23 protein-coding genes are annotated in these 26,255 nt (G+C 71.1%); 13 read left to right on the forward strand and 10 right to left on the reverse strand.

The annotated features are described in order from the left end of the window. Window positions 1-123 precede the first annotated feature (123 nt). Window positions 124-702: a TetR/AcrR family transcriptional regulator gene (locus tag GGG17_RS14215; protein ID WP_154594370.1), complete on the reverse strand. Its 579-nt coding sequence runs from the start codon at window positions 700-702 to the stop codon at window positions 124-126. Between the two features lie 77 nt (window positions 703-779). On the opposite strand from GGG17_RS14215, the gene GGG17_RS14220 reads away from it, so the two are divergent. Continuing rightward, window positions 780-1,259, forward strand: coding sequence for a DUF4188 domain-containing protein (locus GGG17_RS14220; protein WP_034251324.1), 480 nt, complete (start codon window positions 780-782; stop codon window positions 1,257-1,259). A 56-nt stretch (window positions 1,260-1,315) separates the two neighbouring features. Here the strand turns inward: GGG17_RS14220 and ilvD are convergent, their stop codons facing one another. Continuing rightward, window positions 1,316-3,157, reverse strand: a complete 1,842-nt coding sequence (ilvD, locus tag GGG17_RS14225; protein ID WP_154594371.1) for a dihydroxy-acid dehydratase — start codon at window positions 3,155-3,157, stop codon at window positions 1,316-1,318. Window positions 3,158-3,262: 105 nt separating this feature from the next. Here ilvD and GGG17_RS14230 point away from each other — a divergent pair, with 105 nt between their 5' ends. After that, window positions 3,263-3,460 carry a DUF3237 family protein gene (locus GGG17_RS14230; RefSeq protein WP_288798370.1) on the forward strand — a complete coding sequence of 66 codons (198 nt, stop codon included), beginning with the start codon at window positions 3,263-3,265 and terminating at the stop codon, window positions 3,458-3,460. 107 nt (window positions 3,461-3,567) lie between these two features. Here the strand turns inward: GGG17_RS14230 and GGG17_RS14235 are convergent, their stop codons facing one another. Continuing rightward, window positions 3,568-5,805, reverse strand: a complete 2,238-nt coding sequence (locus tag GGG17_RS14235) for an immune inhibitor A domain-containing protein (RefSeq protein WP_154594372.1) — start codon at window positions 5,803-5,805, stop codon at window positions 3,568-3,570. A 160-nt stretch (window positions 5,806-5,965) separates the two neighbouring features. Then, window positions 5,966-6,145, reverse strand: coding sequence for a hypothetical protein (locus GGG17_RS14240; protein ID WP_230083036.1), 180 nt, complete (start codon window positions 6,143-6,145; stop codon window positions 5,966-5,968). Window positions 6,146-6,268: 123 nt separating this feature from the next. Here GGG17_RS14240 and GGG17_RS14245 point away from each other — a divergent pair, with 123 nt between their 5' ends. Continuing rightward, on the forward strand, window positions 6,269-8,386 hold the full coding sequence (locus tag GGG17_RS14245) for a phosphocholine-specific phospholipase C (protein ID WP_288798365.1): 2,118 nt from the start codon (window positions 6,269-6,271) through the stop codon (window positions 8,384-8,386). Between the two features lie 18 nt (window positions 8,387-8,404). Here GGG17_RS14245 and GGG17_RS14250 read toward each other — a convergent pair whose 3' ends face one another. Continuing rightward, a complete protein-coding gene (locus tag GGG17_RS14250) occupies window positions 8,405-9,262 on the reverse strand; it encodes a siderophore-interacting protein (protein WP_154594373.1) in 858 nt (285 codons plus the stop codon). Window positions 9,263-9,305: 43 nt separating this feature from the next. Then, the gene (locus GGG17_RS14255; protein WP_311966715.1) at window positions 9,306-9,920 is read right to left on the reverse strand and encodes a hemerythrin domain-containing protein; all 615 of its coding nucleotides are present in this window, start codon (window positions 9,918-9,920) and stop codon (window positions 9,306-9,308) included. A gap of 92 nt (window positions 9,921-10,012) precedes the next feature. On the opposite strand from GGG17_RS14255, the gene GGG17_RS14260 reads away from it, so the two are divergent. Continuing rightward, window positions 10,013-11,410: an amino acid permease gene (locus GGG17_RS14260; RefSeq protein WP_311966716.1), complete on the forward strand. Its 1,398-nt coding sequence runs from the start codon at window positions 10,013-10,015 to the stop codon at window positions 11,408-11,410. Here the strand turns inward: GGG17_RS14260 and GGG17_RS14265 are convergent. Beyond that, window positions 11,382-12,440 carry an LLM class flavin-dependent oxidoreductase gene (locus GGG17_RS14265; RefSeq protein ID WP_154594376.1) on the reverse strand — a complete coding sequence of 353 codons (1,059 nt, stop codon included), beginning with the start codon at window positions 12,438-12,440 and terminating at the stop codon, window positions 11,382-11,384. The two genes, GGG17_RS14260 and GGG17_RS14265, sit on opposite strands and share 29 nt — an antisense overlap. Before the next feature lie 520 nt (window positions 12,441-12,960). Then, on the reverse strand, window positions 12,961-14,046 hold the full coding sequence (ychF, locus tag GGG17_RS14270) for a redox-regulated ATPase YchF (protein WP_311966717.1): 1,086 nt from the start codon (window positions 14,044-14,046) through the stop codon (window positions 12,961-12,963). Window positions 14,047-14,309: 263 nt separating this feature from the next. Between ychF and GGG17_RS14275 the strand changes: the two genes are divergently transcribed. Beyond that, entirely contained in the window at window positions 14,310-14,870 is a 561-nt protein-coding gene (locus tag GGG17_RS14275) for a hypothetical protein (protein WP_154594378.1), read from the forward strand. A gap of 44 nt (window positions 14,871-14,914) precedes the next feature. Here the strand turns inward: GGG17_RS14275 and GGG17_RS14280 are convergent, their stop codons facing one another. Both GGG17_RS14280 and GGG17_RS14285 read right to left on the reverse strand, forming a co-directional pair. Continuing rightward, window positions 14,915-15,385, reverse strand: coding sequence for a hypothetical protein (locus GGG17_RS14280; RefSeq protein WP_154594379.1), 471 nt, complete (start codon window positions 15,383-15,385; stop codon window positions 14,915-14,917). 236 nt (window positions 15,386-15,621) lie between these two features. Then, a complete protein-coding gene (locus GGG17_RS14285) occupies window positions 15,622-16,713 on the reverse strand; it encodes a metallophosphoesterase (protein ID WP_195849243.1) in 1,092 nt (363 codons plus the stop codon). A 97-nt stretch (window positions 16,714-16,810) separates the two neighbouring features. Here GGG17_RS14285 and GGG17_RS14290 point away from each other — a divergent pair, with 97 nt between their 5' ends. From GGG17_RS14290 to GGG17_RS14325, 8 genes are all read left to right on the forward strand, one after another. Continuing rightward, window positions 16,811-18,019, forward strand: coding sequence for a DNA recombination protein RmuC (locus GGG17_RS14290; RefSeq protein ID WP_154594381.1), 1,209 nt, complete (start codon window positions 16,811-16,813; stop codon window positions 18,017-18,019). Window positions 18,020-18,065: 46 nt separating this feature from the next. Continuing rightward, on the forward strand, window positions 18,066-21,077 hold the full coding sequence (locus tag GGG17_RS14295; RefSeq protein ID WP_230083037.1) for an alpha/beta fold hydrolase: 3,012 nt from the start codon (window positions 18,066-18,068) through the stop codon (window positions 21,075-21,077). Continuing rightward, on the forward strand, window positions 21,074-21,955 hold the full coding sequence (locus tag GGG17_RS14300) for a DUF2705 family protein (RefSeq protein WP_154594382.1): 882 nt from the start codon (window positions 21,074-21,076) through the stop codon (window positions 21,953-21,955). The genes GGG17_RS14295 and GGG17_RS14300 overlap by 4 nt, the downstream gene beginning before the upstream one ends. After that, a complete protein-coding gene (locus tag GGG17_RS14305; protein WP_154594383.1) occupies window positions 21,955-22,620 on the forward strand; it encodes an endonuclease in 666 nt (221 codons plus the stop codon). The genes GGG17_RS14300 and GGG17_RS14305 overlap by 1 nt, the downstream gene beginning before the upstream one ends. Window positions 22,621-23,048: 428 nt before the next feature. Continuing rightward, complete coding sequence (gene rocD, locus GGG17_RS14310; protein ID WP_154594384.1) at window positions 23,049-24,251, forward strand: ornithine--oxo-acid transaminase; 1,203 nt, start codon at window positions 23,049-23,051, stop codon at window positions 24,249-24,251. Between the two features lie 91 nt (window positions 24,252-24,342). Further along, window positions 24,343-24,534: a helix-turn-helix domain-containing protein gene (locus GGG17_RS16700; RefSeq protein WP_311966718.1), complete on the forward strand. Its 192-nt coding sequence runs from the start codon at window positions 24,343-24,345 to the stop codon at window positions 24,532-24,534. Between the two features lie 241 nt (window positions 24,535-24,775). Next, a complete protein-coding gene (locus GGG17_RS14320) occupies window positions 24,776-25,042 on the forward strand; it encodes a helix-turn-helix transcriptional regulator (protein WP_230083038.1) in 267 nt (88 codons plus the stop codon). Next, window positions 24,960-26,228 (forward strand): tyrosine-type recombinase/integrase, encoded by a 1,269-nt coding sequence (locus tag GGG17_RS14325; protein ID WP_230083039.1) that lies wholly within the window; start codon window positions 24,960-24,962, stop codon window positions 26,226-26,228. Before GGG17_RS14320 ends, GGG17_RS14325 begins: the two co-directional genes overlap by 83 nt. The last annotated feature ends 27 nt before the right edge of the window (window positions 26,229-26,255 follow it).

Genomic DNA, 26,255 nt, shown 5'->3' on the forward strand with positions numbered 1-26,255 from the left:
GCCGGGTCGCCGATCCCGAACGGACAAGTCGCGCGGAAGGCACGAAGCCAGTCAGGCGAGGAGTCACGAACGAGACCGACGACCACAGCCCATCACCGCTGGGCTGCTGTCACACCCTCACAGTCAGGCGAGGATCCAGGCGCGGGTCAGCGCGGCGAGCTGCCGCTCGAAGTCGCGCGCCGAGAGCTCCTCCGGCTGGTCCGGCCACAGGGCCAGCTCGAGCGCGACGCACCCGTGGGTGGCAGCCCAGATGGCGAGCGCGGCGGCGTGGACGTCCTCCCCGACCAGCCGGCCGGCGTCGGCCACGCGCTGCACCACCCCGAGCAGAGGGGCGAGCCCGTCCTCGGCACAGTCCTCGGGCGGCGGCACCCGTCCGCCGAACATGACGGCATACAGGCTCGCGTGCTCCACCGCCCAGCGGCGGTAGGCCAGACCCAGGGCGAGGAGGTCGTCGAGGGGGTCGCGGCCGGCCACCGCCTCGAGCTGGGCTGCGACGAAGGAGGTCTGCGCCTCGGACGCCATGGCCCCGACCAGCCCGTCCTTGCCGCCGAACACGGTGTAGACGGCGTTGGTCGAGGTGCCGGCCTCCTCTGCCACCCGCCGCAGCGAGAGGCCGTCGAGCCCGCCGGCGGCGACCTGGTCGGCAGCCGTGGCGATGAGGCGACCCCGGAGGTCGTCGTCATACAGCTTGGGTCTGGGCACTTGACGACCGTAACATAACGGTGTTTTATAACGGTGTCATGATTCGTCGGTACGCTCCCAGAACCACAGGAGGCGTCATGCCCCGCATCAACCTAGGTCGCCACACCATCGACTCCGACCGCGAGATCACGGTCTTCCTCATCGGCATGGGCATCAACAGCCCGCTGCGCGTGGACCGGTGGTGGCCAGTCTTCACCGCGATGCCACGCATGCTGAAGCATCTCGAGACCGACCCCGGGTCGGGCATGCTCGGCTACGACCTGTGGGCGCTGCCCTCCCCGCTCGTCCTCATGTACTGGGAGTCGTCGGAGCAGCTGCAGGCCTTCGCGGCCGACGCGGACGCCCCGCACCTGCAGGCCTGGCGCGACTTCGCACAACTCACCAAGGACGGGCACGTCGGGGTCTGGCACGAGACCTACGTGACGACACCCGGCCGGAGGGAGGCGATCTACGTCAACATGCCCAGCCTCGGCCTGGGCAAGGCGATCGGCACCACCCCGGTCGGGCGCGGGTCGTCGACCGCGCGGCAGCGCATGAGCGTCACCGTCTCGAGCTGACCGCTCGCCCGCCTCCGGTCCGGCTCAAGCCTCGCTCGGGCCCTCGGCGGGGCCGGTCAGTCCAGCTTGCGAGCGGCGCCCTTGTCGGCGCTCTGCGCGAACCGGGCAAAGATCTGCAACGCCGTGGACACCTGCCGGTCCCGGTCGCGGGGCCGCCAGCCGAGCTCGTCCTGCTCCGCGCGCCGCCGCTCCAGCTCCTCGTCGGGGACCAGCAGGTTGACCCGGCGCTGCGGGATGTCGAACTCGATGACGTCGCCGTCGCGCACGAGGCCGATCGGCCCGCCCGACGCGGCCTCCGGGGAGACGTGGCCGACGGAGAGGCCGGACGAGCCACCGCTGAACCGGCCGTCGGTGATCAGCGCACACTTGGGGCCGAGGCCCACGCCCTTCAGATAGCTCGTGGGATAGAGCATCTCCTGCATCCCCGGCCCACCCTTCGGGCCCTCGTAGCGCACCACCACGACGTCGCCGCCCTGGATCTCGCCGTTGAGAATCTTGGAGACGGCCTCCTCCTGCGACTCGGCCACCCGCGCCGGCCCGCTGAAGGACCACTGGTGCTCGGGGACGCCGGCCGTCTTGACGATGCAGCCGTCCGGGGCGAGGTTGCCGTGCAGCACCGCGAGACCGCCCTCGGTGGTGTACGCATGCTCGACCGACCGGATGCAGCCGTTCTCGGGGTCGGTGTCCAGGGTCGCCCACCGGTTGCTCGAGGAGAACGCCTCGGTGGTGCGCACCCCGCCGGGAGCAGCGTGGAACAGCTCGATCGCCTCCGGGGTCGCGGAACCCCCACGGACGTCCCAGTCCTGCAGCCACCGCTCCAAGGACGGCGAGTGCACGCAGCGGACGTCGTCGTCGAGCATGCCGGCGCGATGCAGCTCACCGAGGATCGCGGCGATGCCGCCGGCGCGGTGCACGTCCTCCATGTAGAACTGGGTGGAGTTGGGGGCCACCTTGACCAGGCAGGGCGTGACGCGGGACAGGGCATCGATGTCGTCCTGGTCGAAGTCCACACCGGCCTCCTGCGCCGCCGCCAGCAGGTGCAGGATCGTGTTGGTCGATCCACCCATGGCGATGTCCAGGCGCATGGCGTTGGCGAAGGCGGGCTTGGTGGCGATCGACAGCGGCAGGACCGAGTCGTCGTCCTCGCCATACCACCGCTTGGCCAGCTCGACGACGAGGTGGCCGGCCCGCTCGAAGAGCGCCTTGCGCGCGCTCGCCGTGGCGAGCGTCGAGCCGTTGCCGGGCAGGGAGAGGCCGAGCGCCTCGGTGAGGCAGTTCATCGAGTTGGCGGTGAACATGCCCGAGCAGGAGCCGCACGTGGGGCAGGCGTTCTGCTCGATAGTGGTGATGTCCTCGTCGGAGACCGAGTCGTCCACGGACTTGATCATCGCGTCGATCAGGTCGAGGCGGGTCTGCGCGGTCCCGTCGGGACCGATGACGGCCTTGCCGGCCTCCATGGGCCCGCCGCTGACGAAGACCGTGGGGATGTTGAGGCGCAGCGCCGCGAGCAGCATCCCCGGGGTGATCTTGTCGCAGTTGGAGATGCAGACGAGCGCGTCGGCCTGATGCGCGTTGACCATGAACTCCACCGAGTCGGCGATGATCTCGCGGCTCGGCAGGGAGTAGAGCATGCCGCTGTGCCCCATGGCGATGCCGTCGTCGACGGCGATGGTGTTGAACTCCCGCCCCACCCCGCCCGCCTCGGCGACCGCGCCGGCGACCAGCTGGCCCATGTCCTTGAGGTGCACGTGGCCGGGCACGAACTGGGTGAACGAGTTGGCGATCGCCACGATCGGCTTGCCAAAGTCGCCCTCGGTCATGCCCGTCGCACGCCACAGGGCGCGCGCCCCGGCCATGTTGCGTCCGTGGGTGGTGGTTCGTGAGCGCAGTTCGGGCATGTCTCCAGACTAGCCAGCCGGTCCGTATGACGGGCGCGCGTCTCACGCAGCGCTGGCGCGACGGCGACGGTGCGCGGACCACCCTCCCCGGGTCGCCCACCGCGGGTGGCGCGCCGCCCGTCCCCGGACATCGCCGCCCTGGTGCGCGGCGAGGTCGTCCCCTTCGACCGCATCTACTTCCGCTGCACGCCGCGGTTGCCGTCGAGCGGTCCACGCTGGGGCTGGCTGGCGGGGCCGATCCTCCTCGGCACCGGGCGCCGAACGCCGGACGCGGTGCACCTCGACGTCTTCGTGGTCGACTGACGCCACCCGCCCAGCCAGGGCACCGTCGACAGACCGAGCGGCCCGGCAGGTCTCCCTGCCGGGCCGCTCGCGTGCAGGTCAGGACTCGTCGTCCTGCCCCGCGGGGACTACTTGGTGTAGTCGACCTTGATGTTCATCTGGTCGCCCTGCTTGGCCATGTTGTTGACCGTGATCTTGACGCCCGCGCCGGCCACCTTGGTGGAGGACCACGGGTTGGCGGCCGACCAGTAGCGGTTGGGGTCGCTGTCGTCGAAGGTCGGGATCGCCGGCTGGGACGGCACGGTGACCGCCTGGCCGTTGCGGTGGAAGGTCACCGGGTCGGTCGCCTGCAGTCCGAAGGTCGCGTCGAAGGGCTGACGACGGTTGCCGAGCAGCGCCCCGTCGGGGAAGCGGATCGGCGTGGGACGCGCGTCGACCGGGAGGACCTGGCCGCCACCGGGGTGGACCGACGTGTTGTTGTCGGTGTACTCGTTGTTGATGTACCAGACGAGCATGCCGTCCTGGTAGGGGAAGCGCTCCACCCAGTCGGGCCGCGTGTTGGCCCAGCCGAAGTTGTACGGCCCGGTCTTGAGGTAGCGGTCGTAGCCGGTGTAGGTGCGGTTCTCCGCCAGGTAGTAATGCGTGACGGCCTCGGAGGAGCTGGCCCCGACCTGGGTGAAGCCCTTGGCCGTCCAGCCCTTGGCGTCGCCCTCGACGTCGTCGGTGAACACGGTCTGCCCGTCGGCGACGAGGGTGATGTCGTCGACGAACGCGCCGAGCTTGTGGACGCCGCCGTCGGAGGCGTAGCGGAAGCGGAAGCTGATCTGCTTGCCGGCGTAGGCGGACAGGTCGTACGTCTTCTGGACGTAGCCGCCGGAGCTGCCGTCGTAGGTGGCCAGCTGCTTCCAGGTGGCGCCGCCGTCGTCCGTGACCTCGGCGTAGAAGTAGTCGTACTCCGCCTCGGTCTGGTAGTTGACCCACGCGGACAGCGACGCCGTCTTGGCGGTGGTCAGGTCGATCGGGCGGGTCAGCGTAACGTTGAGGTCGTCAGCCGCGCCGGACCACCACTGCTTGCTACCCGAGTGCGGGGCGACGAGCTGGGAGGTGCGGGTCTTGTCGGGCAGCGACACGAGCGCGGCCTGCGGCATCTTGCCCGCGAGCGAGGCGGGGCCGAGCTTGACGTTGCCGTCCTTGCCGTAGCTCACGGTCTGGTAGTCGAGCCAGCCGAGCTGGAGCTTCTCCCACGGGCCCATGTAGCCCGGCTTGGAGCCGATGTCGACGGTGCCGTCGTTGAGCCAGGAGCCGCCGCTCATCAGGGTCCAGAAGCCGGTGCCGTTGTCCCCGCCCTGGGTGTCGTAGAGGTCCGGCAGGCCGAGGTCGTGACCGAACTCGTGGGTGAAGACGCCGAGGCCGCCGTTCTCGGGCTCGGTGGTGTAGTCGCCGATCCAGATGCCTGAGGTGCCGATCTGCACACCGCCGGCCTTGTTGGTGGCGGGGCCGGTCTTGCCGGCGTTGTTGGAGTAGGCGTACCACCGGTGGGACCAGATGGCGTCCTCGCCCTGGGCGCCGCCGCCGGCCTCCTCGCCCTCACCGGCGTGGATGGCCTGGAAGTGGTCGATGTAGCCGTCCGGCTCGTTGAAGTCGCCGTCCTGGTCGTAGTCGTAGCGGTCGACCTTGTCGAAGCCCTTGAGGTAGGCGGTGATCTCGGCGTCCGTCCTGCCGGCGGCCTTCTGCGCGGCGTACCAGGCGTTGGCCGAGTCCTGCACGAACGGCCAGGCACCGGCGGCGTCGGAGATCTTGTTGCTGCCGTAGCGCGCCTCGTTGTAGGGCACCTTGACCCAGTCGGAGACGTCGCCCTTGGCGAGGAAGCGACCGTTGGACTGCTTGAGGTAGAAGTCCTTGAAGGACTCGCCGTCGCCGAACATGAGGTTCTGGTAGTGGGCGCGGTCGAAGTTCGCACGCCAGATCGTGGAGTTGTCCTGCGAGCGGTCGGGCTGCGGGATCTGGTTGTGCAGCGGACCGGCGGTGCCGCCGGTGGTCGGGTGCACCCCGTCGCCGAACTCCGCGAGGATCGTGAAGATGTCCTCCTCACGGTTTACGTCGTAGTTGACGTACTGGCCCTTGGCCACCTTGATGACCTTCTTGCCCTTCTTGTTGGTCTCGACCTTGGCCGCGCCCTTGACGACCTTGTCGACGGCCGACTTGCGCAGGGCGCGCTCCTTGTCGCCGAGCGGGTGGGACCGGTCGTCCTTCTGCGCGGCGCCGGACGGCTGGGGGTCGCGCGGTGACGTGACGGCGTGAGCGGTGGGGGCCAGCGACAGGGCGATGAGCATCGCTCCCGTGGCGCCCGCGATGGTGCGCTTCATGGTGCTCCTCATGATGGGCACGAACGACGACGGCATCATTCGTATGGGGTGGTGGAACCTTATGCGTGTCCTATTCACCCCGACAGGACCAAATGAGTGAATGCTCCCGTCTCGTTCCTGGCCCGACCCCCGGGCGAGCACAGTTCGTGGTCGGTGCGGGTCAGCCGCGGCTCAGGTCGGCCGTGGCCCGGTCGACGGAGCGTGACCGGGTGACCAGCTTGTGCCCGGCACAGAGCGCCAGGAAGAGCGGGAGACCGAGGTATGACGAGAGCACGGCCTCGAGGTCCGTGTGACCGACCAGCGCCTCGTAGTTCTGCCCGACGATGACGACCGCGCACATCGGCCAAGGCGCACGTGGGCCGCCTCATGACCAAGGTGGGGGTCCTCAGCCGGGTGCCGGCAGTCGTGCGCGGCTGCGAGCTGGGCCTGGTCAGCCCGCGGCTGCGCTGACGGCCGGGGCTCGGTGACGGCCCGGCGAGACGGTGTCCACGCTCTCGTCATACGGCCGTCACCCGGCACTCACGCCCCGTCGCCCGGTGCGAGGAGGCTCCTGCGCACCAGCTCATCCGATCCGGAGGTCCCCCATGTCCCACCCTCCTCAGCAGCCCGAGCGGCACGTCACCGCGATGGACCGTCGCCGGTTCCTGCAGGTCGCGACCCGCACCCCGCGGTGCTCCCGAGCGGCAAGGACGTGTGGCACCAGAGCGACGGGACCCGGGAGGTGCTGCCCTTCCGCCCCGACCAGGACGAGCTCGGCCACGCCTTCCTCGAGGGGCTACCGCACGGCTGGTGGGACGGCCAGATGGCCGTCAACCGCGGGCGCTACGACCGGTGGCTGCCCGCCAAGGGCACGACGACGATGGCGCACCTCGAGCGACGCGACGCGGCGTTCCACTACCAGCTGGCCGACGCGTTCACGGTGTGCGACGGCTACTACTGCTCGTTCATCGGCAACACCGACCCCAACCGCTACTACCTGTGGTCCGGGTGGGTAGGCAACGACGGCAAGGGCGGCGGCCCGGAGCTCTACAACGAGGAGCTCGGCTACGACTGGACCACCTACCCCGAGCGGCTCGAGGCGGCCGGGGTGTCGTGGAAGGTCTACCAGGACGAGGGCACCGGCCTGGACGCCGCAGGCTCGTGGGGCTGGACCCAGGACCCCTACATCGGCAACTACGGCGACACCTCGCTGCTGTACTTCAACCGCTACCGCAATGCCAAGCCCGGCGACGCGCTCTACGAGAAGGCCCGTCGGGGCACCACCGCCCGGACCGGGGACGACTACCTCCGGATCCTGCGCGAGGACGTCCGCGCCGGCCGGCTCCCCGCGGTGTCCTACATCTCGGCGCCCGAGGCCTTCTCCGAGCACAGCAACTGGCCCACCGCCTACGGGGCGTGGTACATCGCCCAGGTGCTGGACGCCCTCACCAGCAACCCCGAGGTGTGGAGCAGGACGGCGCTGTTCATCACCTACGACGAGAACGACGGCTTCTTCGACCACCTCGTCCCGCCGATGGCGACCAACCCCGACATCCCCGGCGCCTCGACGGTCTCGACCGAGTTCGAGTACTACCCCGGCAAGGCCGGCGACAAGCGCTTCCCGTCGGGGGCGTACGGCGCGGGGCCGCGTGTGCCGATGTGGGTCATCTCTCCGTGGAGCACCGGCGGCTGGGTGTGCTCGGAGGCCTTCGACCACACCTCGGTGATCCGCTTCATGGAGCGGCGCTTCGGGGTGCGCGAGCCGCAGATCACCCCCTGGCGCCGGGCCGTCTTCGGGGACCTGACCAGCGCGTTCGACTTCTCCCGCACCCCGGCGGCGCCACCGCGCCTGATGGACGTGGCCGGCTGGGCGCCCACCGACCGGCAGCGTCACCCCGACTACAAGCCGGTGCCGCCGGCGGCGGGGACGATGCCCCGCCAGGAGCCGGGGACCCGTCCGGCCCGCCCGCTCGGCTACGACCTGCGGCTCGACGAGCGGCCCACCGACCAGGGGCTCGTCCTGACCCTCACCAACCGCGGCCGGCTGGGCGCGGCGCTGCAGGCACGGCTGCTCGAGCCCGCCGCCGCCCCCCACAGCTACACCGTCGAGGCGGGACGCTCCCTCAGCGCGACGCTGCCCGCCACCGGCGCCTACCACGTCGACGTGCACGGACCCAATGGCTTCTACCGGTCGTATGCCGGCGACCGCTCCCAGGACGCGGTCACCGTCTCGCTCGAGCCGCAGGGCCACTCCGGCCGGCTGCGCCTCGTCGTGACCCGCCAGGGCCGGGAGGTCGACGTGGAGATCACCAGCGCCTACCCGGCCGCGCTGCGCGCCGGTGACGACGTAGAGGGCGGCGCGGGCGGCGTCGGCGAGGCCGCACGCGACGAGCACGACGAGCGCGGTGCGGGCAGCGCCAGCCTGCGCGACCACGGACGCGGCAAGGGCCGGTCCCGCTCGGCGGTGCGGGTCGACACGCGGCGCTCGGGCGGGTGGTACGACCTGACCGTGACCGTGCCCGGCACCTCGTTCCGCCGCGTCCTGGCGGGCCACCTGGAGACCGGCGCGCCGAGCGTGAGCGACCCACAGCTGGGCCGCTGAGCCGACCCTCGGGGCTGCTCAGGCGGTCGGGGTCGGGGCCGGGCCGTCCTGCTCCTGCTCCATCGCGGCCACGAAGTCCCGCTTGCCGGCCTGCCAGGCGTCCTCGTCCTGCCCCGTGCGCCAGTATCCCGAGATGGAGACTCGGTCCCGAGGCATCCCCTGCTCGACGAAGAGGTAGCGCCGCAGATCCTTGATCATGTCGGCGTTGCCGTGCACGAACGCCCGGACGTCCCCGCCCGGCAGCCCCGCCTCACGCACGGCCCGGGCCAGGGCCACGCCATACCGGCCGCCCGCCTCGTCGCGGTGCACCCAGGTGACCTCGATGCCCGGCGTGCTCCGGAGCGGCACGTGGGTGGTCGCGTCCGCGACCTCGAGGAAGACGCGAGCCCGAGCGTCGTGCGGCAGGGCGTCGAGGGTCGCCGCGATCGCGGGCGCCGCCGACTCGTCGCCCACCAGCAGGTGGAGGTCGGCGGCCGGGTCGGGTCCCCACCCGCCGCCTGGGCCGTGGAAGCCGATGCCGTCGCCGGGTCGCGCGGCCGCCGCCCAGGGCCCGGCCAGACCCTCGTCGCCGTGGACCACGAAGTCCAGCGCCATCCGCCCCGCCACGGGGTCCAGGCTGCGGATCGTGTAGGTGCGCGTCACCGGCCACTGCTCGCGCGGCCGCTCGTCGCGGATCCGGTCGGGGTCGAAGGGCCAGGCGTAGGCCGCACCCGCGGGCGCGAAGAGCAGCTTGACATAGCGGTCCGTATGCTCGGACGGGTCGATCGCTGTGAGGTCGGGTCCCTCGAGGTGCACGCGCACGAGGTCCCGGGTGAGTCGCTCGGTGCCTGTGACGGTGGCCGTGCGCATCACCCGGGGCCGTCGCTGCTCGCTCATGAGGGCAGCCTAACCTCAGGCGCGGGACGGGCTACTTGGCCGCTTACTTCGCAGCCTTCTTGGCCGACGCCTTCTTCGCAGCCTTCGTGGCGGTACCGCTGGCGGCCTGCGCCGAGTCCTCGGCCTGGGCCAGCTCGGCCTCGGGGTCCTCGACGTACGCCTCGGCGTCCTTGTCGACGGGCGTGATGCCGTCGGCCGCCTTCTGGGCCTGCCAGCGCAGGAAGTCCACCGCGATGTCGTGCCGCTGCTGCAGGCTCGCGTGGTCGCGGAAGTCGCGCAGGTCCTGCCGCTCCTCCTCCCCCATGTGCTCGGAGTTGACGACGTCGGCGTCCGTGACCGCCTCCCACCAGGCGTCCGAGCCGACCTCTACCTCGCCGGCCCGGCGGATGGCGTCGCGCAGCTTGTTGTGGTCCTTGATGGCGTCCTCCACCTCGCCCTCGACGGTGCCGTCGTCCGCGTCCGCGGCGCCGGTGCCCTCGTCGAGCAGGTGCGGGTAGAAGAAGCGCTCCTCGGCCTCGGCGTGCGTCTCCAGGAAGATCTGCAGTCGCTGCCACAGCGCCGTCAGTCCCTCGACGTCCTGCTTGGGCCACTCCTCCAGCTGCGCGAACGCCGCCCGCTGCTGCGCGTGCTGCTCCAGGATGATGTCGGTGATGTCCACTCGGTGCCTCCTCGATACCGCCATGTGTCGTCGAGGGTATACCCCTGACCTCGACGTCTAACCTGGGGCGGTTGCCCACAGGAAGGACCCACGTGTCGCCGTCGTCGTCCCCGCCCCGACTCGCCGCCGCCCAGCCGCACACCCTCGTGCGGGGCCTCACGACACGGCACGTGCAGTTCATCGCCCTGGGGTCCGCCATCGGCACGGGCCTCTTCTACGGCTCCGCCGGCGCGATCCAGATGGCCGGGCCGGCCGTGCTGGTCGCGTATGTCGTCGCCGGTCTCGCGGTCTTCCTGGTCATGCGGGCCCTTGGCGAGATGGCGGTGCGCGACCCCGGCGCCGGCTCGTTCGGCCGCTACGCCCGGACCTACCTCGGGCCCCTCGGCGGCTTCGTCACGGGGTGGATGTTCGTCATCGAGATGCTCGTCGTGGCCGTCGCGGACGTCACGGCCCTCACCGTCTATCTCGGTCACTGGTGGCCCGCGGTCCCTGGCTGGGTGTGGGTGGCCGGCGCCATCGCCCTCGTCACCGGGCTCAACCTCGTCCACGTGAAGGTGTTCGGCGAGACGGAGTTCTGGTTGTCGCTGGTCAAGGTCACCGCCATCATCGCCATGATCGTCGCGGGACTCGCGATCCTGGTGCTCGGCCTGCACCTCCCCGGCGGCAGCACCCCCGGCATCGAGAACCTCTGGGCGCATGACGGATTCGCGCCATACGGCCTGTGGGGGGTGCTCGTCTCGTTCACCGTCGTGGTGTTCGCGTTCGGCGGGATCGAGACCCTGGGGCTGTCCGCCGCCGAGGCGCAGGACCCCGGGCGCGCCATCCCCCGCGCGATCAACACGATCCCGTGGCGCGTGCTCCTGTTCCACGTCGGGGCCATCGGCGTCATCCTGTGCCTCGCGCCGTGGACGACGGTGGACGGGCGGTCGAGCGCGTTCGTGCAGATCTTCGACGCCGTGGGGCTCCCCGCTGCCGCGCACGTGCTCAACGCGGTCGTGATCACCGCGGCGTTCTCGGCGCTCAACGCCATCACCTTCTCCATCGGCCGGATGCTGCACGGGCTCGCGGAGCAGGGCGACGCCCCCGAGGCCCTGGCGCGCACCAACCACCGCGGGGTGCCGGTCGCCGCGGTGGGGTTCGTGGCGGCGGCGCTGACCGTGGGGCTCGTGCTCGACGTGCTGGTCCCCGAGAACGTCTTCGTGCTCGTGGCGTCGGTCGCGAGCTTCGCGACGGTCTTCGTGTGGCTGATGATCCTGCTCTCGCACCTCGCGATGAAGCGCCGGATCGCCCGCGGCGAGCTCGCGCCCGGCGCCTTCCCCGCGCCCGGATGGCCGGTCGCGGGCTGGGTCGCGGTGGCGTTCATGGTGGGGGTGCTGGCGCTGCTCGGCGCGAGCGCGCAGTCACGGCCGGCGCTGTGGACCGGCCTCGTGACCCTCGTCGTGCTGGTGGCGACGCAGCGCCTCAGCGCGGGCCGTCGGGGTAGCCGCTGACCGGGCCGTCCTGGTTGGGCTCCCACCCGAGGGCGGGCGCCACGTGCTCGGCGAAGTTGCGCAGGATCTTGACGTTGGCCTCGACGCCGAGCTGGGAGGGGATCGTCAGCATCAGCGTGTCGGCGGCCTGGACGGCGGCGTCCGCCTGCAGCTCGGTGACGAGGCGGTCGGGCTCTCCGACATACGACTTGCCGAAGGTCGAGGTGAAGCCGTCGATCGTGCCGACCTGGTCGCTGCCGCCGCCGCGCAGCTGGCCCCACATCAGGTCGCCGCTGTCCACGATCGGGAAGACGCTGCGGCTCACCGACACCCGCGGCACCCGCTCGTGGCCGGCCTCGCGGAAGGCCGTGCGGTAGCGCTCGATCTGCTCGCGCTGCAGGTCCGCGAAGGACGCGCCGGTGGCCTCGGTGAGCAGCGTCGAGCTCATGAGGTTGAGCCCGAGCCGGCCCGTCCACTCGGCGGTGTCGCGGCTGCCGGCACCCCACCAGATGCGCTCGGCGAGGCCGGGCGACTGGGGCTCGACCCGCAGCCGGCCCCCGGAACCGAACTGGTCGGGGTCGGCGTCGGCCATCCACCCGCCGGAGACGGCATCGAGGAAGGTCTCGAACTTGGCGCGGGCGATGTCCGCCCCGCGCGGGTCCTCGGACCCCGTGTAGCCAAACGCCTCCCAGCCGCGGCGTGCCGGCTCGGGGCTGCCGCGGGAGATGCCGAGGGCGATCCGGTTGCCGGCGATGAGGTCGAGCTGCGCGGCCTCCTCGGCGAGGTAGAGCGGGTTCTCGTAGCGCATGTCGATCACGCCGGTGCCGACCTCGATGCGCTGCGTCGTCGCGGCGATGGCGGCGAGCAGCGGCATCGGGCTCGCGGACTGGCGAGCGAAGTGGTGCACCCGGAAGTACGCGCCGTTGACGCCGAGCTCGTCGGCCTGGCGGGCGATCTCGATGGCGTGCAGCAGTGACTCGCGGGCACTCGGGTCGCCCGGGCCCCGCCCGTAGCCGTAGTGGCCGAAGCTGAGGAATCCGAAGGCCTTCATGCGCCCCTCAACGCGGTTCGGCGGCCGGGGATTCCGGGGCGGTCGCGGACGCACGGCCCGTGACCCGCCCGCCGGCTGCTGGTGCTGTGGGGGTGCGCCGCGTTGGGAGCTGGGCGGTGGCCACCGGGCCGCTGCGATGGGCGTGCGCGGCCAGGACCGTGGTGGCGCTGGCCTCCGCAGCGGTCGTGTGCGACGCGCAATGGGCCGACGAGCGACGTTGACGGGCGCGAGGTCACGCGGCGGTCGCGGTCGGTGGCGCTGAGCACCGGCAGCGGGGGGATGCCGTGGGCGTGAGGTCAGGAGCCTTGCCGTATGCCGTCAACCCTCATGACGGCGGGACCGGCATACGGGCAGGCAAGCCCCCGCGACCCACCGCCCGACGCACATCGGGTGAGTCCGCTGCGCGTAGACCAGCCACAGACTCACCCGATCTGCCGGGACGGCAGCCGCGCCGCCTCGGTGTCACGTCCTGGGGGCGCAGAGAGAAGCGCGGCCATCGAGGCACACGACCGAGCAGGTGCTAGACGTTGAACCTGAACTCGACCACGTCGCCGTCGTGCATGACGTAGTCCTTGCCCTCGATGCGCACCTTGCCGGCCTCCTTGGCCTTCTGCATCGACCCCGTGGCGACCAGGTCGTCATACGACACGACCTCGGCCTTGATGAAGCCGCGCTCGAAGTCGGTGTGGATCACGCCGGCCGCCTGCGGGGCGGTCCAGCCCTTGCGGATCGTCCACGCGCGGGACTCCTTGGGGCCGGCCGTCAGGTAGGTCTGCAGCCCGAGGGTGTGAAATCCCTTGTGCGCCAGCTGGTCCAGGCCAGGCTCGGTCACGCCCACGGACTCGAGCAGCTCGGCGGCCTCGTCCTCGTCGAGCTCGGCGAGGTCCATCTCGAGCTTGGCGTTGAGGAAGATCGCGTCGGCCGGCGCGACCAGCTCCTGCAGCTCGGCCTGCAGCGCGGTGTCGGTGAGCTGGTCCTCGTCGACGTTGAAGACGTAGAGGAAGGGCTTGGTCGTGAGCAGGAAGAGCTCCTTGATCGCGGCCAGGTCGACGCCGGCCGCCTCGCCGCGCGCATAGAGAGTGTGGCCCTCCTCGAGGACCTTCTGCGCCGCGAGCGCGTTGTCCAAGATCGCCTTGTCCGTCTTCTTGCCCTTGACCTCCTTCTCCAGTCGCGGGATCGCCCGCTCCAGGGTCTGCAGGTCGGCCAGGATCAGCTCGGTGTTGATGGTCTCGATGTCGCTGCTCGGAGACACCTTGCCGTCGACGTGCACCACGTCGTCGTCGTCGAAGGCGCGGATGACCTGGCAGATCGCGTCGGACTCGCGGATGTTGGCGAGGAACTTGTTACCCAGCCCCTCCCCCTCGGACGCGCCGCGCACGATCCCCGCGATGTCCACGAAGGACACGGTCGCGGGCAGGATCTTCTCCGACCCGAAGATCCCGGCCAGCACCTTCAGCCGCGGGTCGGGCAGCGGGACCACGCCCACGTTGGGCTCGATGGTCGCGAAGGGGTAGTTCGCGGCGAGCACGTTGTTCTTGGTCAGGGCGTTGAACATGGTCGACTTGCCCACGTTGGGCAGTCCCACGATCCCGATAGTCAGAGCCACGGGACGCGAGTCTATCGGCTGGGTCGCGCAGGTCCCTGCCGCCTGTCTCCGCGCGGGAGGCAGCCGTACGGCAAGGGGCCGCGCGCCCCGCGATACGACTGCCTGTCGCTCCGGTGAGGTGCGCGTGGGCTCCCACTCAGCGGGACCCCACTGAGTGGGCTGCGGGCGTGGCTCAGCACCCCATCTCCGGCGTCAGGCTCGAGGCCGTCGCCCCTTCGAGTCGCTCGACCTGACGCTGTCCCCGCGATTGAGAGTCATCGTGGATGAGAACGGACACGGGCAAGTCGCAGCTCATGGAGGCGCTCCACGCCTCCACCAAGGTGTTCAGCGACGCGGAAGCACCAAGCGCTCGGACCAAGGCGGCATTGTCGACGGCACTTGCGGACAAGCTCGTCGGTGCCTTCCGCCCCGATCGCCTGGGACGTCTGACCAACCGCGCGGTCGGCAGGCGACGCACCAGCGTCACGGTGAAGTGCGCCGGGATCGGCAACCCGCTCAACTTCAGCTTCGCGACGAACACCTCGACGGCGGTGACGATCAACCAGCACCCCACCCGAGCGTTGCAGGACGAGCCCGTCTACCTGCCGACCCGCGAACTCCTGCCGATCTACCCGTGCTTCCTCGCCCCTACGAGAACTGCGCGGTCGAGTTCGAAAAGACCTGGCGGGACACCATCGCGCTGCTCGGCCTCCCGGCGCTGCGGGGCCCGGGACGAGTCCGCGCGCCAGACCCCAGATCGTCACCCTCGGCGACGACTGGACGGTCAGCGCGCCGCACGATGCCCGGCCGGATCCGTCACGCAAGGTCAGCACCGCGACCGCTGAGGTTCGGATAGCAACGCCGCTGCTGCAGTTCGGACTCGTTGCAATTACCCACCCTTGGGCGAAACTCCGACCAGCCATATGGGCCATATTATGGCGATCACGAATAGAGCTAAGGCGGTTAGTCCTATCAGGGCGAGGCAAGCCATCCAGACATAGGGCATGAGAATCTTGCGCTCGTACCATCCCCCCACAACGGGTCGATCAATCCCCAGCACGCGTTCAAGACGGGCAATTTCGCGACGCTCTGCGCGCATATAGATATAGTGACGCTGCATGAGCAAGACAGACATGCACGAAATAATGAAAGCCAGGCACGATGAAATGCCTCTCGCCAGACGGGAGACATCTGCGCCAAGGGCGATCGTGAACAGAAATGCCTGTGCGGTCATAGCCAGGGCTGGCGCCTGCCAGAGAAGGAGATCGTGGTTGAGCGAGCGGGCCTCCATCATCTGGGCGGCATCCCAGATCTCTCGCCGATCAACTTGTGGCTTGTTGGTCGGGTCGGCCTCCGTCACAACGGCATCCATCCGACTTGCTCGATGTCGAGAGGACTTGGCAACTCTCCGCCTGCCAGTGAACCACATTTCAACCCCCTGCCAATCGATACGCCGCAACTGACATTATCTGCAGCGCGGCACTTCTCGTCGGGCAAAGCCACACCGGAAACGAATCAGCCTCCCTGAGCCTGCACCTGAGGCATCCGTATGGCGAGGGGCCGGGCGGCTCGGCATACGGCCCGATCGTCGCGGGCTCAGCCCTTGATCAGGCGGACGGGGACGGTGAACTCGTCCTCGGCGCCGCTGTAGTGCCGACCGATCTTGGTGTCGTAGTCGCGGCTGCGGAAGGACTGCAGCGACGGGGAGAAGGTGTCGACGGTCAGCTCGCCGCGCTGCACGTCCATCTGCAGCAGCCGCACGAAGCCCGCGTGGCCGCGGCCGTCCCAGCCCGCGTCGTAGTCCTGGTAGTCGGCCATCAGCTCGATGACCTGGTGTCCGGGGCTGCCGGCGTCCTGGCGGACGTTGCGCCCGACGCCGTGCTCATGCCCGGAGAGCACGAGGAAGACGTTGGGGTTGGGGTCGACGACGCGGCCGCGGACGCGGGCGCCGTCGTCGCTCAGGGGGGCGCCGACGCCGTCCGGGGCAGGGCCGGGCTTCAGGTAGGCGTGGGTGGCGACGATGACATTGGCGCGCGGGCGCTTCTTGATCTCGGCATCGGCCCAGGCCAGGGCGGCGTCGCTCGGCTGGTAGCCGAGGTGGACGACGGCGAAGTCCACGCCGCCCGCCCGGAAGGTGTCGACGTGGTTGCTGTTGTCGCCGGCCTTCCAGGGGCCCTGGTAGTAGGGCTGGGTGGCGCGGGCGCTGGCGGCCTGGTAGCGGGCCGGGCCGAAGAACTGGTTGTAGACCGAGGAGTCGGCGCCTCGGGCGTTGTCGTGGTTGCCGGGGAGCACGCCGTTGGGCATGCCCGCGTCGTCCAGCACGGCCTGCGCCTTGGCGGCCCAGGAGAACTCGCCCTTGGCGAGGTTGGGGGTCTTGAACCAGTAGGAGTCGACGAGATCACCGGTGTGCGCGGTGTAGGCGATCTTGCGGGTGGCGGCGTTGTCGACGATCCACTGGTTCATGCCGGTGTAGATCGCCTGGCAACGCTTCATCTTGGCCGGCAGGATGCCGGCGCCGTTGGCGCACTGGCTGAGGTACTGGGTGTCGGTGATGTGCGCGATCGCGAGGTCATAGGTGGCGGGGTCGCGGAAGGCGCCGTCCGGCTCGGTCGTGACGGCGTGGGCGGGCGTCGCGGCGAGCGTGAACGTGGCCGCGGCGACGGTGGCGAGGACTGGGGTGAGGCGCATGCGGGCGAGGCTAGGACGCTCGGGCCTACTGATCGGTAGATCCCTCGTTGCGGCGAGGTGAACAGGGTCTGTCGGTGGTGGGTGCTTGGCTGCAGCCATGGACGTGAACCTGGTCACCGGTCTCCTCGTGGGGATCGCCCTCGGCACGCTGGTCACCTGGCTGGCGCTACGGGGCTCGGGCGAGGCCGGCCGCACCGCGCTCGCCGGGGTGACGGCCGAGCGCGACCTGCTGCGCGAGCGCTGCCTCGACCTCGAGACCAGCCTCGCGGAAGACTCCCAGACCTCGGCGACGCTGGCCCCCATGCGCGAGGCCCTCTCGCGGATGGAGCGGACCGTCGGGACGCTCGAGCGGGACCGACAGCTGCAGTATGGCGCCCTCGGCAGCCGTCTCGAGGAGGTCACCGCCACGACCGCGGCCCTGCGCGACCAGACCGCCTCGCTGGCAGGGTCGCTGCAGTCCAGCAGCGTGCGCGGGGCGTGGGGGGAGGCCCAGCTGCGGCGGCTGCTCGAGCACGCGGGCCTGCTCGCGCGGTGCGACTTCGACGAGCAGGTGAGCGCCGTCAGCGAGCACGACGCGGCCGTGCGTCCCGACGCGGTCGTGCGCCTGCCCGGCGCCAAGGTGCTGGTCATCGACGCCAAGGCGCCCCTGACGCGGTTCCTGGCGGCGCAGGCCGAGGGCCTCGACGAGACGCAGCGATCGGCGCACCTGCGTGCCCACGCCGGCGCGCTGCGCGGGCACGTCGACACGCTCGCCGCCAAGGCCTACTGGACCGCCTTCCCCACCACGCCCGAGATGGTCGTCTGCTTCGTGCCGTCCGACGCCGTGCTCGCCGCCGGCCTCGCGCACGACCCGACGCTGTATGACGACGCCTTGGCCCGACGCGTCGTGCTGGCCTCTCCGGCCACGCTGCTCGCGCTGCTGCGCACGGTCGCCTTCACCTGGCAGCAGGACGCCCTGGCCAGCAACGCCGCCCAGCTGCTGGCGCTCGGCAAGGAGCTCTACGCCCGCATCGGCACCCTCGCCGGGCACACCACCCGGCTCGGGGCCCAGCTGTCCCGGTCGGTCGAGGCCTACAACGCCATGGTCGGCACCCTCGAGTCACGGGTCCTCGTGACGGCACGACGCATGCACGAGCTCGAGCTGGTGTCGGCGGCGCCGCCCACCGTCGACGTCGTGGAGACGGCGGCCCGCCCCCTGACGTCGGCGGAGCTGCTCGACGCGCTCGACGAGGACGTGCGCCGCCCCGAGCTGGACCTCTCCGCGCCGCAGCGGGAGGCGATCGTCAGCCGTGACGAGACCGCCTGAGACGAGGCATCATCGATCATCTCGCTCCGACTCCCGAAGGGCCACGATGAGACGCAGGCTGGCCGCGCTGGCGGTGCTCACCACCGCCCTGGCGACGGTCCCGGCAGGCTCGACCGCGGCGGCCTCGGCGTCCCGTCCCGTGGCGGTGTCGGCGTCGCGTCCGGTGGCGGTGTCGGCGTCAGTTCCCTCCGAGGTCCGCGAGGAGTCGGTGCGCGTCCCGGTCAGGGCGGAGTCGGATGGGTCCACGGTGACGCTCGAGGCGACGGTCGTCTCCCCCACCTCGCCGGGACGGCACCCCGCCGTGCTGCTCGCCCACGGCTTCGGCGGCAGCAAGGCCGACCTCATGAGCCGAGCCCGCGAGCTGGCCGGTCAGGGCTACGTCGCGCTGGCCTACACGGCCCGGGGGTTCGGAGCCTCAGGGGGACTCATCCATCTGGACGACCCCGACTACGAGATCGCCGACGCCTCACGGCTGCTCGACACCCTGGCAGGTCGGCCCGACGTGCAGCTCGACGCTGCCAAGGACCCGCGGGTGGGCGTCGCGGGCGGGTCCTACGGCGGGGCGCTGGGCATCATGCTCGCCGGCACCGACCGCCGCGTCGACGCCGTCGTCGCCGGCATCACCTGGAACGACCTGTCCGAGACCTTCGTGCCCGGCGGGGTGGGCTCTGCGCCAGGCGTGCTCAAGCGCCGCTGGGCCTCGATCTTCTTCTCCTCCGCGCTCGGTCAGACGCGGCCCGCGAGCGGGGGCAACGATCCCCGCACACCGGACGCCGCCCTGTGCGGCCGCTTCGACCCGACCATCTGCCGACTGTTCCTCGACGCCGCCACGACGGGCCGGCCCTCCCCCGCGCTCGAGCAGGTGCTGCGCCGTCACGGACCGTCGGCGGTGGCGAGCAGGGTCACCGCGCCGACCTTGCTCGTGCAGGGCATGCGTGACTCCTTCGTCGGCCTCGACCAGGCCGGGGCGACGGCACGGCAGCTCGCGGCCAACGGCACGCCCGTCGCGGTCCGCTGGTTCGACGGCGGCCACGACGGCGGCACCGAGCCGAACGACGCGGAGACGCTGATCCCCTGGTTCCAGCGTTACCTCACCGACCAGGGCCGGCAGCAGGCCGGGGGCGACCTGCGAGCCGGGATGCCGCTCCCCGCCTTCAGCGCTCCCCTCGCCGCGCAGGGAGGTGACCGTGAGGTGCGCCTTGCAGCGCCGCCCCGACTCGACCAGGCGGCGGCTGGTGCCACGCGCGTTGCCCTGGCCCCCGCCGCAGGACAGGGCTCTGCAGCGGGTCCGGGCTCTGCCGATGGCGCGGCAGGGGCCGGCAGCGGCAGGGGCCCGGCTCGGCTGCTCTCCCCGCCCGGCGGCGACCCCGCCGCCATGAGCAACCTCGGAGCCCTGGGCGGCGCGCTCGGCGGGGAGTCGTCGAGCAGGTCGGGCGACGCGGGGTCTGGCGGCTCGGGCGGTTCCGGCGGGTCAGGTGGGTCCGGCGGCTCGGGCGTCGTGGACCTCGCCGCCACCGCCGCCTACTCGCTGGCCGCCCTGCCCGGCCAGCACGCGGCCTTCGACACCGCCCAGCTCACGGACCGGCTCGACGTCGTCGGCGCGCCCCGGGTCCGGCTGCGCCTGACCTCGACCGCCCGCGACGCGACGGTCTTCGTGTCCCTCTGGCGGGTCACCCCGTCGGGGCCGGTCTCCCCACGCTCCCAGGTCGTCCCCGTCCGCGTCGCCACGACCCCCGGCGTCCCGGTGGAAGTCGACGTGGCCCTGCCCGCCGGCACCTACGCGATGGCGGCGGGCTCGCGCTGGCGCGTGCTCGTGTCGTCGACCGACGCGGGTTTCGCCGCGCCCACCGACGCGCGTGCCTACGCGGTGGAGCTCGCCGACGCCGGCCTCGCCCTGCCCGTCGTCCCGGCCGAGGCCGTCACCGATCCACGTGCCGGCGGAGGCGGCATACGGTCCGTCGATCGGGAGGTCGGCTGGGCCGCGAGCGGACTCGCGGCGCTCGTGCTGGCCGTCAGCGTCCTGGCCGCCCTCGCCGCCTGGCGCCGCCGACGAGGGGACCGACGCGACACCCGCGCCGAGGACGCCGACGTGCCCCTGGCGGTGGATCACCTGGTCAAGACCTACAAGGACGGGCACCGGGCCGTCGACGACGTGTCCTGGCGCGCCGAGGCTGGTCAGGTCGTCGGCCTCCTCGGGCCCAACGGCGCCGGCAAGACCACCACGATGCGCATGCTCGTCGGCCTCATCCGCCCCGACTCCGGGGCCGTCCACGTGCTCGGGCAGCCGGTGCACGCCGGGTCGCCCGTGCTGGACCGGGTGGGCGCGCTCATCGAGGGGCCGGGCTTCCTGCCTCACCTCACCGGTCGCCAGAACCTCGACGCCTACTGGCGCGCCACCGGGCGCGACCCGTCCGAGGCCCACATCGACGAGGCGCTCGACGTCGCCGCTCTCGGGGACGCGCTGGACCGGCCCGTCCGCACCTACAGCCAGGGCATGCGTCAGCGACTGGGCATCGCACAGGCCATGCTCGGCCGTCCGGAGGTGCTGCTGCTCGACGAGCCGACCAACGGCCTCGACCCACCCCAGATCGCCGCGATGCGCCCAATCCTGCTCGACTACGCGCGCACGGGCCGGACCGTCGTGGTGTCCAGCCACCTGCTGTCCGAGGTCGAGCAGACCTGCACGCACGTCGTCGTCATGCACCGCGGCCGCGTCGTCACCGCCGGCTCGGTCACCGACCTGACCAGCGGCGACGGCACGACCGTCGTCACGCTCGGCCCCGGTTGCGACCCCGCCGCGGTCGAGGACGCCGTGCGCTCCGGTCGGCTGGGCCCGTCGCTGCACGAGCTCCGCCTCGACCGGCACGCCCACACCCTGACCCTCGTCAGCGATGCCCCCCGCGGCGAGATCGTCGCCGCGGTCGTCGCGGCCGGCGGCGACGTCGACTCGGTGGCGCCGCGCCGCCGTCTCGAGGAGGTCTTTCTCGGGGTGATCGGCGGCGACCAGCCCGACGAAAGGACCCGCATGGACAGCCTGCGTCAGGTGCGTGCCCGATGAGCCCCAGCACCGCGCGCACCCCGCGCGACACCCACCGACCCGGCGAGCAGCGAACCAGCTCGACCCGTCGCGCCAAGCCCCTGCGGTGGCGGGTCGAGCTGGGTCGCCAGGTCGGACGCCGCCGCACGGCATGGGGCTTCGGCCTGCTGCTGGCCCTGCCGCTGGTGCTCGTGGCCGCGTTCTCTCTCGGCGACGACGGGTCGGGCGGCGGGCGCTACGTCGACCTGGCGCGTGAGGGCGGCCCCAACTTCGCGGTGTTCTGCCTGTTCGCCGCGAGCGACTTCCTGCTTGTGATCCTCGCCGCGCTCTTCGCGGGCGACGCCGTGCCGTCCGAGGCGTCGTGGTCCTCGCTGCGTTACCTGCTGGTGGCGCCGGTCAGCCGGGCCCGGCTCCTGACGAGCAAGCTCGTCGTGGCTCTGGGGTCGACCGCGCTGGCGGCTGCGCTGCTGCCGGCGTGGGCGCTGCTGGTGGGTGGCCTCGCCTACGGGTGGGCGCCCTACTCCAGCCCCATCGGGACCGGCCTGACCTGGGAGCAGCTCCTGCCACGGCTCGCGCTGGCCGCGGGGATCGTCGCGGTCAACCTCGTGCAGGTCGTCGGCATCGCCCTGCTCATCGGCACCCTCAACGACGCGCCGCTCGGGGCCGTCGGCGGTGCGGTCCTCGTGACCATCGTCGCGTCGATCCTGGACACCATCGAGCAGCTCGGCGACCTGCGGCACGCCCTGCCCATGCACTACTCCCGCGCCTGGATCCGAGCGCTGTCCCCCGACATCGCCTGGACCGACATCCAGCTCAGCGCCCTCTGGTCGTTGATCTACGGGGTGGCCACGGTCGCTGCGGCCTACTGGTGGTTCCGGCGCAAGGACATCCTGAGCTGATGCCGGACAGCCACGCGCGCAAGGACAAGAACGCGGCCGTTCACAGGGACACCACTCGCTGGCTGATCGAGCAGCACGGCGCCACCTTTGCCGCTGACGCAGGAATCACGTTGCAGGACAAGCCTGCCCCTCTGTGGCAGCTCCTCGTTCTCAGCCTGCTGCTGTCGACCCGCATCCGCTCCGACATCGCCGTGGCCACGGCGCGCGAGCTCTGGTCCGAGGGGTGGCGGACCCCGCAGCACCTGCGCGAGAGCACCTGGCAGCAGCGGGTGCGGACCCTTGGACGGGGCGGATACACGCGCTACGACGAGAGCACCGCGACGCGCCTGGACCAGGCCGCCACGCTCCTGCTCGACCGGTGGGACGGCGACCTGCGTCGGCTGCGCGACGAGGCCGACGGCGACCCGAGACGCATCGCCGAGGCCGTGCAGGAGTTCAGAGGGATCGGTCCTGCCGGGGCCGCGATCTTCCTGCGCGAGGTGCAGGCCGTGTGGCCCCAGGTGCGCCCCTCCGTCGACGACCTCGTTCTCAAGGGCGCCAAGGAGGCCGGGCTCCCCACCGACCCGGCGACGTTGGCGACCCTGGTCGACGGCCGGGACCTCGCGAGCCTGGCCGCCGCCCTGGTCCGCGTGGCCCGCAACCCCGACCTGCTTACCGACCGGTGATCTGCCTGCCCGCTAGGTCAGCGGGTGGGAGCCCAGGATCTCGACGCGGGCGCCTTCGCCGACATCGACCCGTCGGTCCCTCGCCACGACCTGCCGCTGCTGCGCAGGCATCTCGCGGGCAGGCCCCACGCCTGGGCAGCCTTGTCGGGGGCCTTGCATCCGCTGCTCCCGGACGACCGGAGAGCGGACTAGCCACAGATGACAGGCACGGCGTCATGGGACACCAGTTGTCATGTGTGGGAAGCCCAGCGAAGGGCACACACCCAACCCCGGCGGTTCCATCGACCGTCCGGGCCCAGTCCCGTCGGTTGCGTAGCTCTGGCGCTGCCCGACGCGATTGCTAGATTCGGCGTGACGAGCCTCCCCCTGCAGCACCACCTCACGCGGGCCTACGAGGCCGGCATCCGGCATACGGCAAGGAGCACGGCATGAGCACCACCAACCAGCACATCCGCCTCGTGGAGACCTATGCGGCCCACAACTATCACCCGCTCGAGATCGTCCTCACCGGCGGCGAGGGCGCGTGGGTCACCGACGTGGACGGCAAGCGCTACCTCGACGCACTGGCGGGCTACTCGGCGCTCAACTTCGGGCACCGTCACCCGCGGCTGGTCGCACGGGCCCACCAGCAGCTGGACCAGCTGACGCTGACGAGCCGCGCCTTCCACAGCGATCAGCTCGGGCCCTTTGCCCGTGACCTCGCGACGCTGACCGGCAAGGACATGATCCTGCCGATGAACACCGGCGCCGAGGCCGTCGAGACCGCGGTCAAGGTGGCCCGGCGCTGGGGCTACGACGTCAAGGGGATCCCCGCGGACCAGGCCACCATCGTCACGATGGCAGGCAATTTCCATGGCCGCACGACCACGGTGGTGTCCTTCTCGACGGACGACATCGCGCGGCGCAGCTATGGCCCCTATACCCCCGGCTTCCGGGTGGTGCCGTATGGCGACCTCGAGGCCCTGGACCAGGCGATCGACCAGCACACGGCCGCGGTCCTGCTGGAGCCGATCCAGGGCGAGGGCGGGGTGCTGATCCCGCCGGCCGGCTACCTGTCGGGCGTCCGTGACCTGTGCACCCGGCACGAGGTGCTGATGATCGCCGATGAGGTGCAGTCCGGGCTCGCCCGGACGGGGCGGACCTTCGCGTGCGACCACGAGGACGTCGTGCCCGACATCTATGTCATGGGCAAGGCGCTCGGCGGCGGCATCCTGCCGGTGTCGGCGATCGCGGCGGACCACTACGTGATGGACGTGATCACGCCGGGCTCGCACGGCTCGACCTTCGGCGGCAACCCGCTGGCCGCGGCCGTCGGGCACGAGGTCGTGCAGATGCTGCTCACCGACGAGTGGAACTCGCGTGCCCGCGCTCTCGGCGACCACATGACGCCACGGCTCGAGGCGCTGCGCGAGCACGGCGTGCTGGAGGTGCGGGTGCGCGGCGCATGGGCCGGCCTCGACATCGACCGGCACCTGATGACGGGCTACGAGCTGTGCCACCGCATGGCCGGCCATGGCGTGCTCGCCAAGGACGCGCACGACTCGACGATCCGCCTCGCTCCCCCGCTGGTCGCGACGACGGACGACATCGACGTGATGGTCGACGCGATCGAGAAGTCCCTCCGCGCCTGAGGGCCTCGCTGGCCGCGTGACCGCCCCACCGATGTCGCCAAAGCGCCCGTTGCCGGGCATACTTCCTGGTCGCTGCGGCAGCTCAGGCTCCGTGAGCGCAGCGCGGCCGATCACGCTCGCCGCGGTGGCCGAGCTGCACCGCGAGGTCGACCGCGCCGAGGCGGTGGTCGTGCCCAAGGCGAGAACGCGCGGCGCCTCCTGGGCGGAGATCGCGCGGGTGCTAGGCGTCAGCCGTCAGGCAGTCCACAAGAAGTACGGCGGGACGCGGCTCGGACACAGCTGAGCCGCCGCCCGACGACCGCCGACGCGGCACGGCCAGAGGTCGCAGGTTCAAATCCTGCCCCCGCTACGAAGAAAGTCCAGTTCAGCCCATGGTTGACCTGGACTTTCGCTTTGGGGGCGACATGCGATCCCATCGTTTACCCATCACATTGAGCAGGTGCGCAGCGCCATCCGCGGGGTGTCGACGCCGTCCGTTCCGGTTGCCTCGGGGCTGCTCGGTACGGCTCGCACACCTGATGGGCATGAACACTCAAGAACTGGGGCTGGAGCCCCTCATCGGGGTCGAGGAGCTCGCTGAGTACCTCGGTGTCCCCGTGCAGACCATCTACGACTGGCGGCTGTCCGGCCGGGCGCCGCGAGCCTTCAAGCTCGGTAAGCACCTGCGGTTCGCCGTGAGCGACGTGCAGGCATGGCTCGATGATCAGCATGAACCTGATCGTGATCGTCATGGTGATCGTGATCATGCTGATCACCGTCGTGGTCATCGTGATGGTGGTCGTCATGAGTAGGCCACGCATCCCCGTCGGTGGTTACGGCGAGATCGCCTTCATCCAGCGCGCGAAGGGCAAGGTCGAGGCGCGCACCCGCTTCCGCGACTGGGACGGGCAGACGCGCTTGGTGCAGGCGACCGCGACATCGCGGCCGGCGGCCGAGGTCGAGTTGAAGCGGCGGCTGGCGGAGCGCAACGCCTTCCAGCCCGTTGACACGACGCTGGCGCCGGACAGCCCGTTCCCGGCGTTGGTGGAGTACTGGCTGGCCGACCTCGACCTGGAGGCCCGGATCGCGCCGGCGACCCGGTTCAACTACGAGCGTGACATGAACCGGCTCGTGCTTCCGGCCTTCCGCGGCTACGCCCTGCGCGAGATCGGCGTCGCCCGGTGCGATGCCCTGCTCAAGGAGCTTGGCAAGCAGTCGTACGCCCGCTCCAAGCGGGCCAAGACCGTGCTCCGGCTTGCGTTCGGCCTCGCGGTGCGGCACGAGGTGATCCACCGCAACCCGATCGACGGGGTCGCTCGCCTGCACAAGCCGAAGCGGACGCCGACCGCGCTGACCGCGACCGAGGTCAACGCGATCCGGGCCGTCATCAAGGCGTGGGAGCAGTCGCGGGGCACGTCGGGCCCGAACCCGGACGGCCAGGTCGGACAGATCGTCGAGGTCATGCTCGGCACCTCGGCCCGCATTGGCGAGGTGCTCGCGATCAGTCGCGGCGACCTGGACCTGACGACGACCCCGGCGACCCTGCGGATCTGCGGCACCGTGATCTCCGAGCGCGGTGTCGGGACCTACCGCCAGGAGCATCCGAAGACCGACCGCTTCAACCGGGTGATCGCGCTGCCGTCCTTCACGGCCGAGGCACTGCGCCGCCGGCTGGCGATCATGGCCGACCACTCGCTGGATGCGCTGGTGTTCCGCAGCCGGGAGGGGACGCCGCTTACGACGGCCAACGTGAGGCGCCAGCTTCGCAAGGTCCTCGGCGACGCCGGCATCGACGGAGTCAGTCCGCACATGTTTCGCCGCACCGTCGCGACGGTGATCAATGAGCAGGCCAGCCTCAACCTAGCCAGCGAGCTGCTCGGCCACACCGACCCGAAGGTGACGATTGAGCACTACATCAGGCGCAATGAGCAGGTGAACCCACTGACCGCCGAGTTGCTCGACGCCGCGTTCGCTCAAGATGACGTGGGGAAGCCGTGACGCCGTTCGGGAAAACCGCCCAGTCCG

The sequence above is a fragment of the Arsenicicoccus cauae genome (assembly GCF_009707125.1).
Lineage (GTDB): Bacteria > Actinomycetota > Actinomycetes > Actinomycetales > Dermatophilaceae > Arsenicicoccus > Arsenicicoccus cauae.

Bases quoted from the DNA above. Each gene is read 5' to 3' on its own strand.
- GGG17_RS14285 (WP_195849243.1), bottom strand. From the start codon at position 16,713: ATGCGCCTCACCCCAGTCCTCGCCACCGTCGCCGCGGCCACGTTCACG.
- GGG17_RS14295 (WP_230083037.1), top strand. From the start codon at position 18,066: ATGAGACGCAGGCTGGCCGCGCTGGCGGTGCTCACCACCGCCCTGGCG.
- GGG17_RS14290 (WP_154594381.1), top strand. From the start codon at position 16,811: ATGGACGTGAACCTGGTCACCGGTCTCCTCGTGGGGATCGCCCTCGGC.
- GGG17_RS14235 (WP_154594372.1), bottom strand. From the start codon at position 5,805: ATGAAGCGCACCATCGCGGGCGCCACGGGAGCGATGCTCATCGCCCTG.
- GGG17_RS14325 (WP_230083039.1), top strand. From the start codon at position 24,960: ATGAACCTGATCGTGATCGTCATGGTGATCGTGATCATGCTGATCACC.
- GGG17_RS14275 (WP_154594378.1), top strand. From the start codon at position 14,310: ATGAGAACGGACACGGGCAAGTCGCAGCTCATGGAGGCGCTCCACGCC.
- GGG17_RS14250 (WP_154594373.1), bottom strand. From the start codon at position 9,262: ATGAGCGAGCAGCGACGGCCCCGGGTGATGCGCACGGCCACCGTCACA.
- GGG17_RS14300 (WP_154594382.1), top strand. From the start codon at position 21,074: ATGAGCCCCAGCACCGCGCGCACCCCGCGCGACACCCACCGACCCGGC.
- GGG17_RS14220 (WP_034251324.1), top strand. From the start codon at position 780: ATGCCCCGCATCAACCTAGGTCGCCACACCATCGACTCCGACCGCGAG.
- GGG17_RS14240 (WP_230083036.1), bottom strand. From the start codon at position 6,145: ATGTGCGCGGTCGTCATCGTCGGGCAGAACTACGAGGCGCTGGTCGGT.
- GGG17_RS14265 (WP_154594376.1), bottom strand. From the start codon at position 12,440: ATGAAGGCCTTCGGATTCCTCAGCTTCGGCCACTACGGCTACGGGCGG.
- GGG17_RS14320 (WP_230083038.1), top strand. From the start codon at position 24,776: ATGAACACTCAAGAACTGGGGCTGGAGCCCCTCATCGGGGTCGAGGAG.
- GGG17_RS14305 (WP_154594383.1), top strand. From the start codon at position 21,955: ATGCCGGACAGCCACGCGCGCAAGGACAAGAACGCGGCCGTTCACAGG.
- rocD (WP_154594384.1), top strand. From the start codon at position 23,049: ATGAGCACCACCAACCAGCACATCCGCCTCGTGGAGACCTATGCGGCC.
- ilvD (WP_154594371.1), bottom strand. From the start codon at position 3,157: ATGCCCGAACTGCGCTCACGAACCACCACCCACGGACGCAACATGGCC.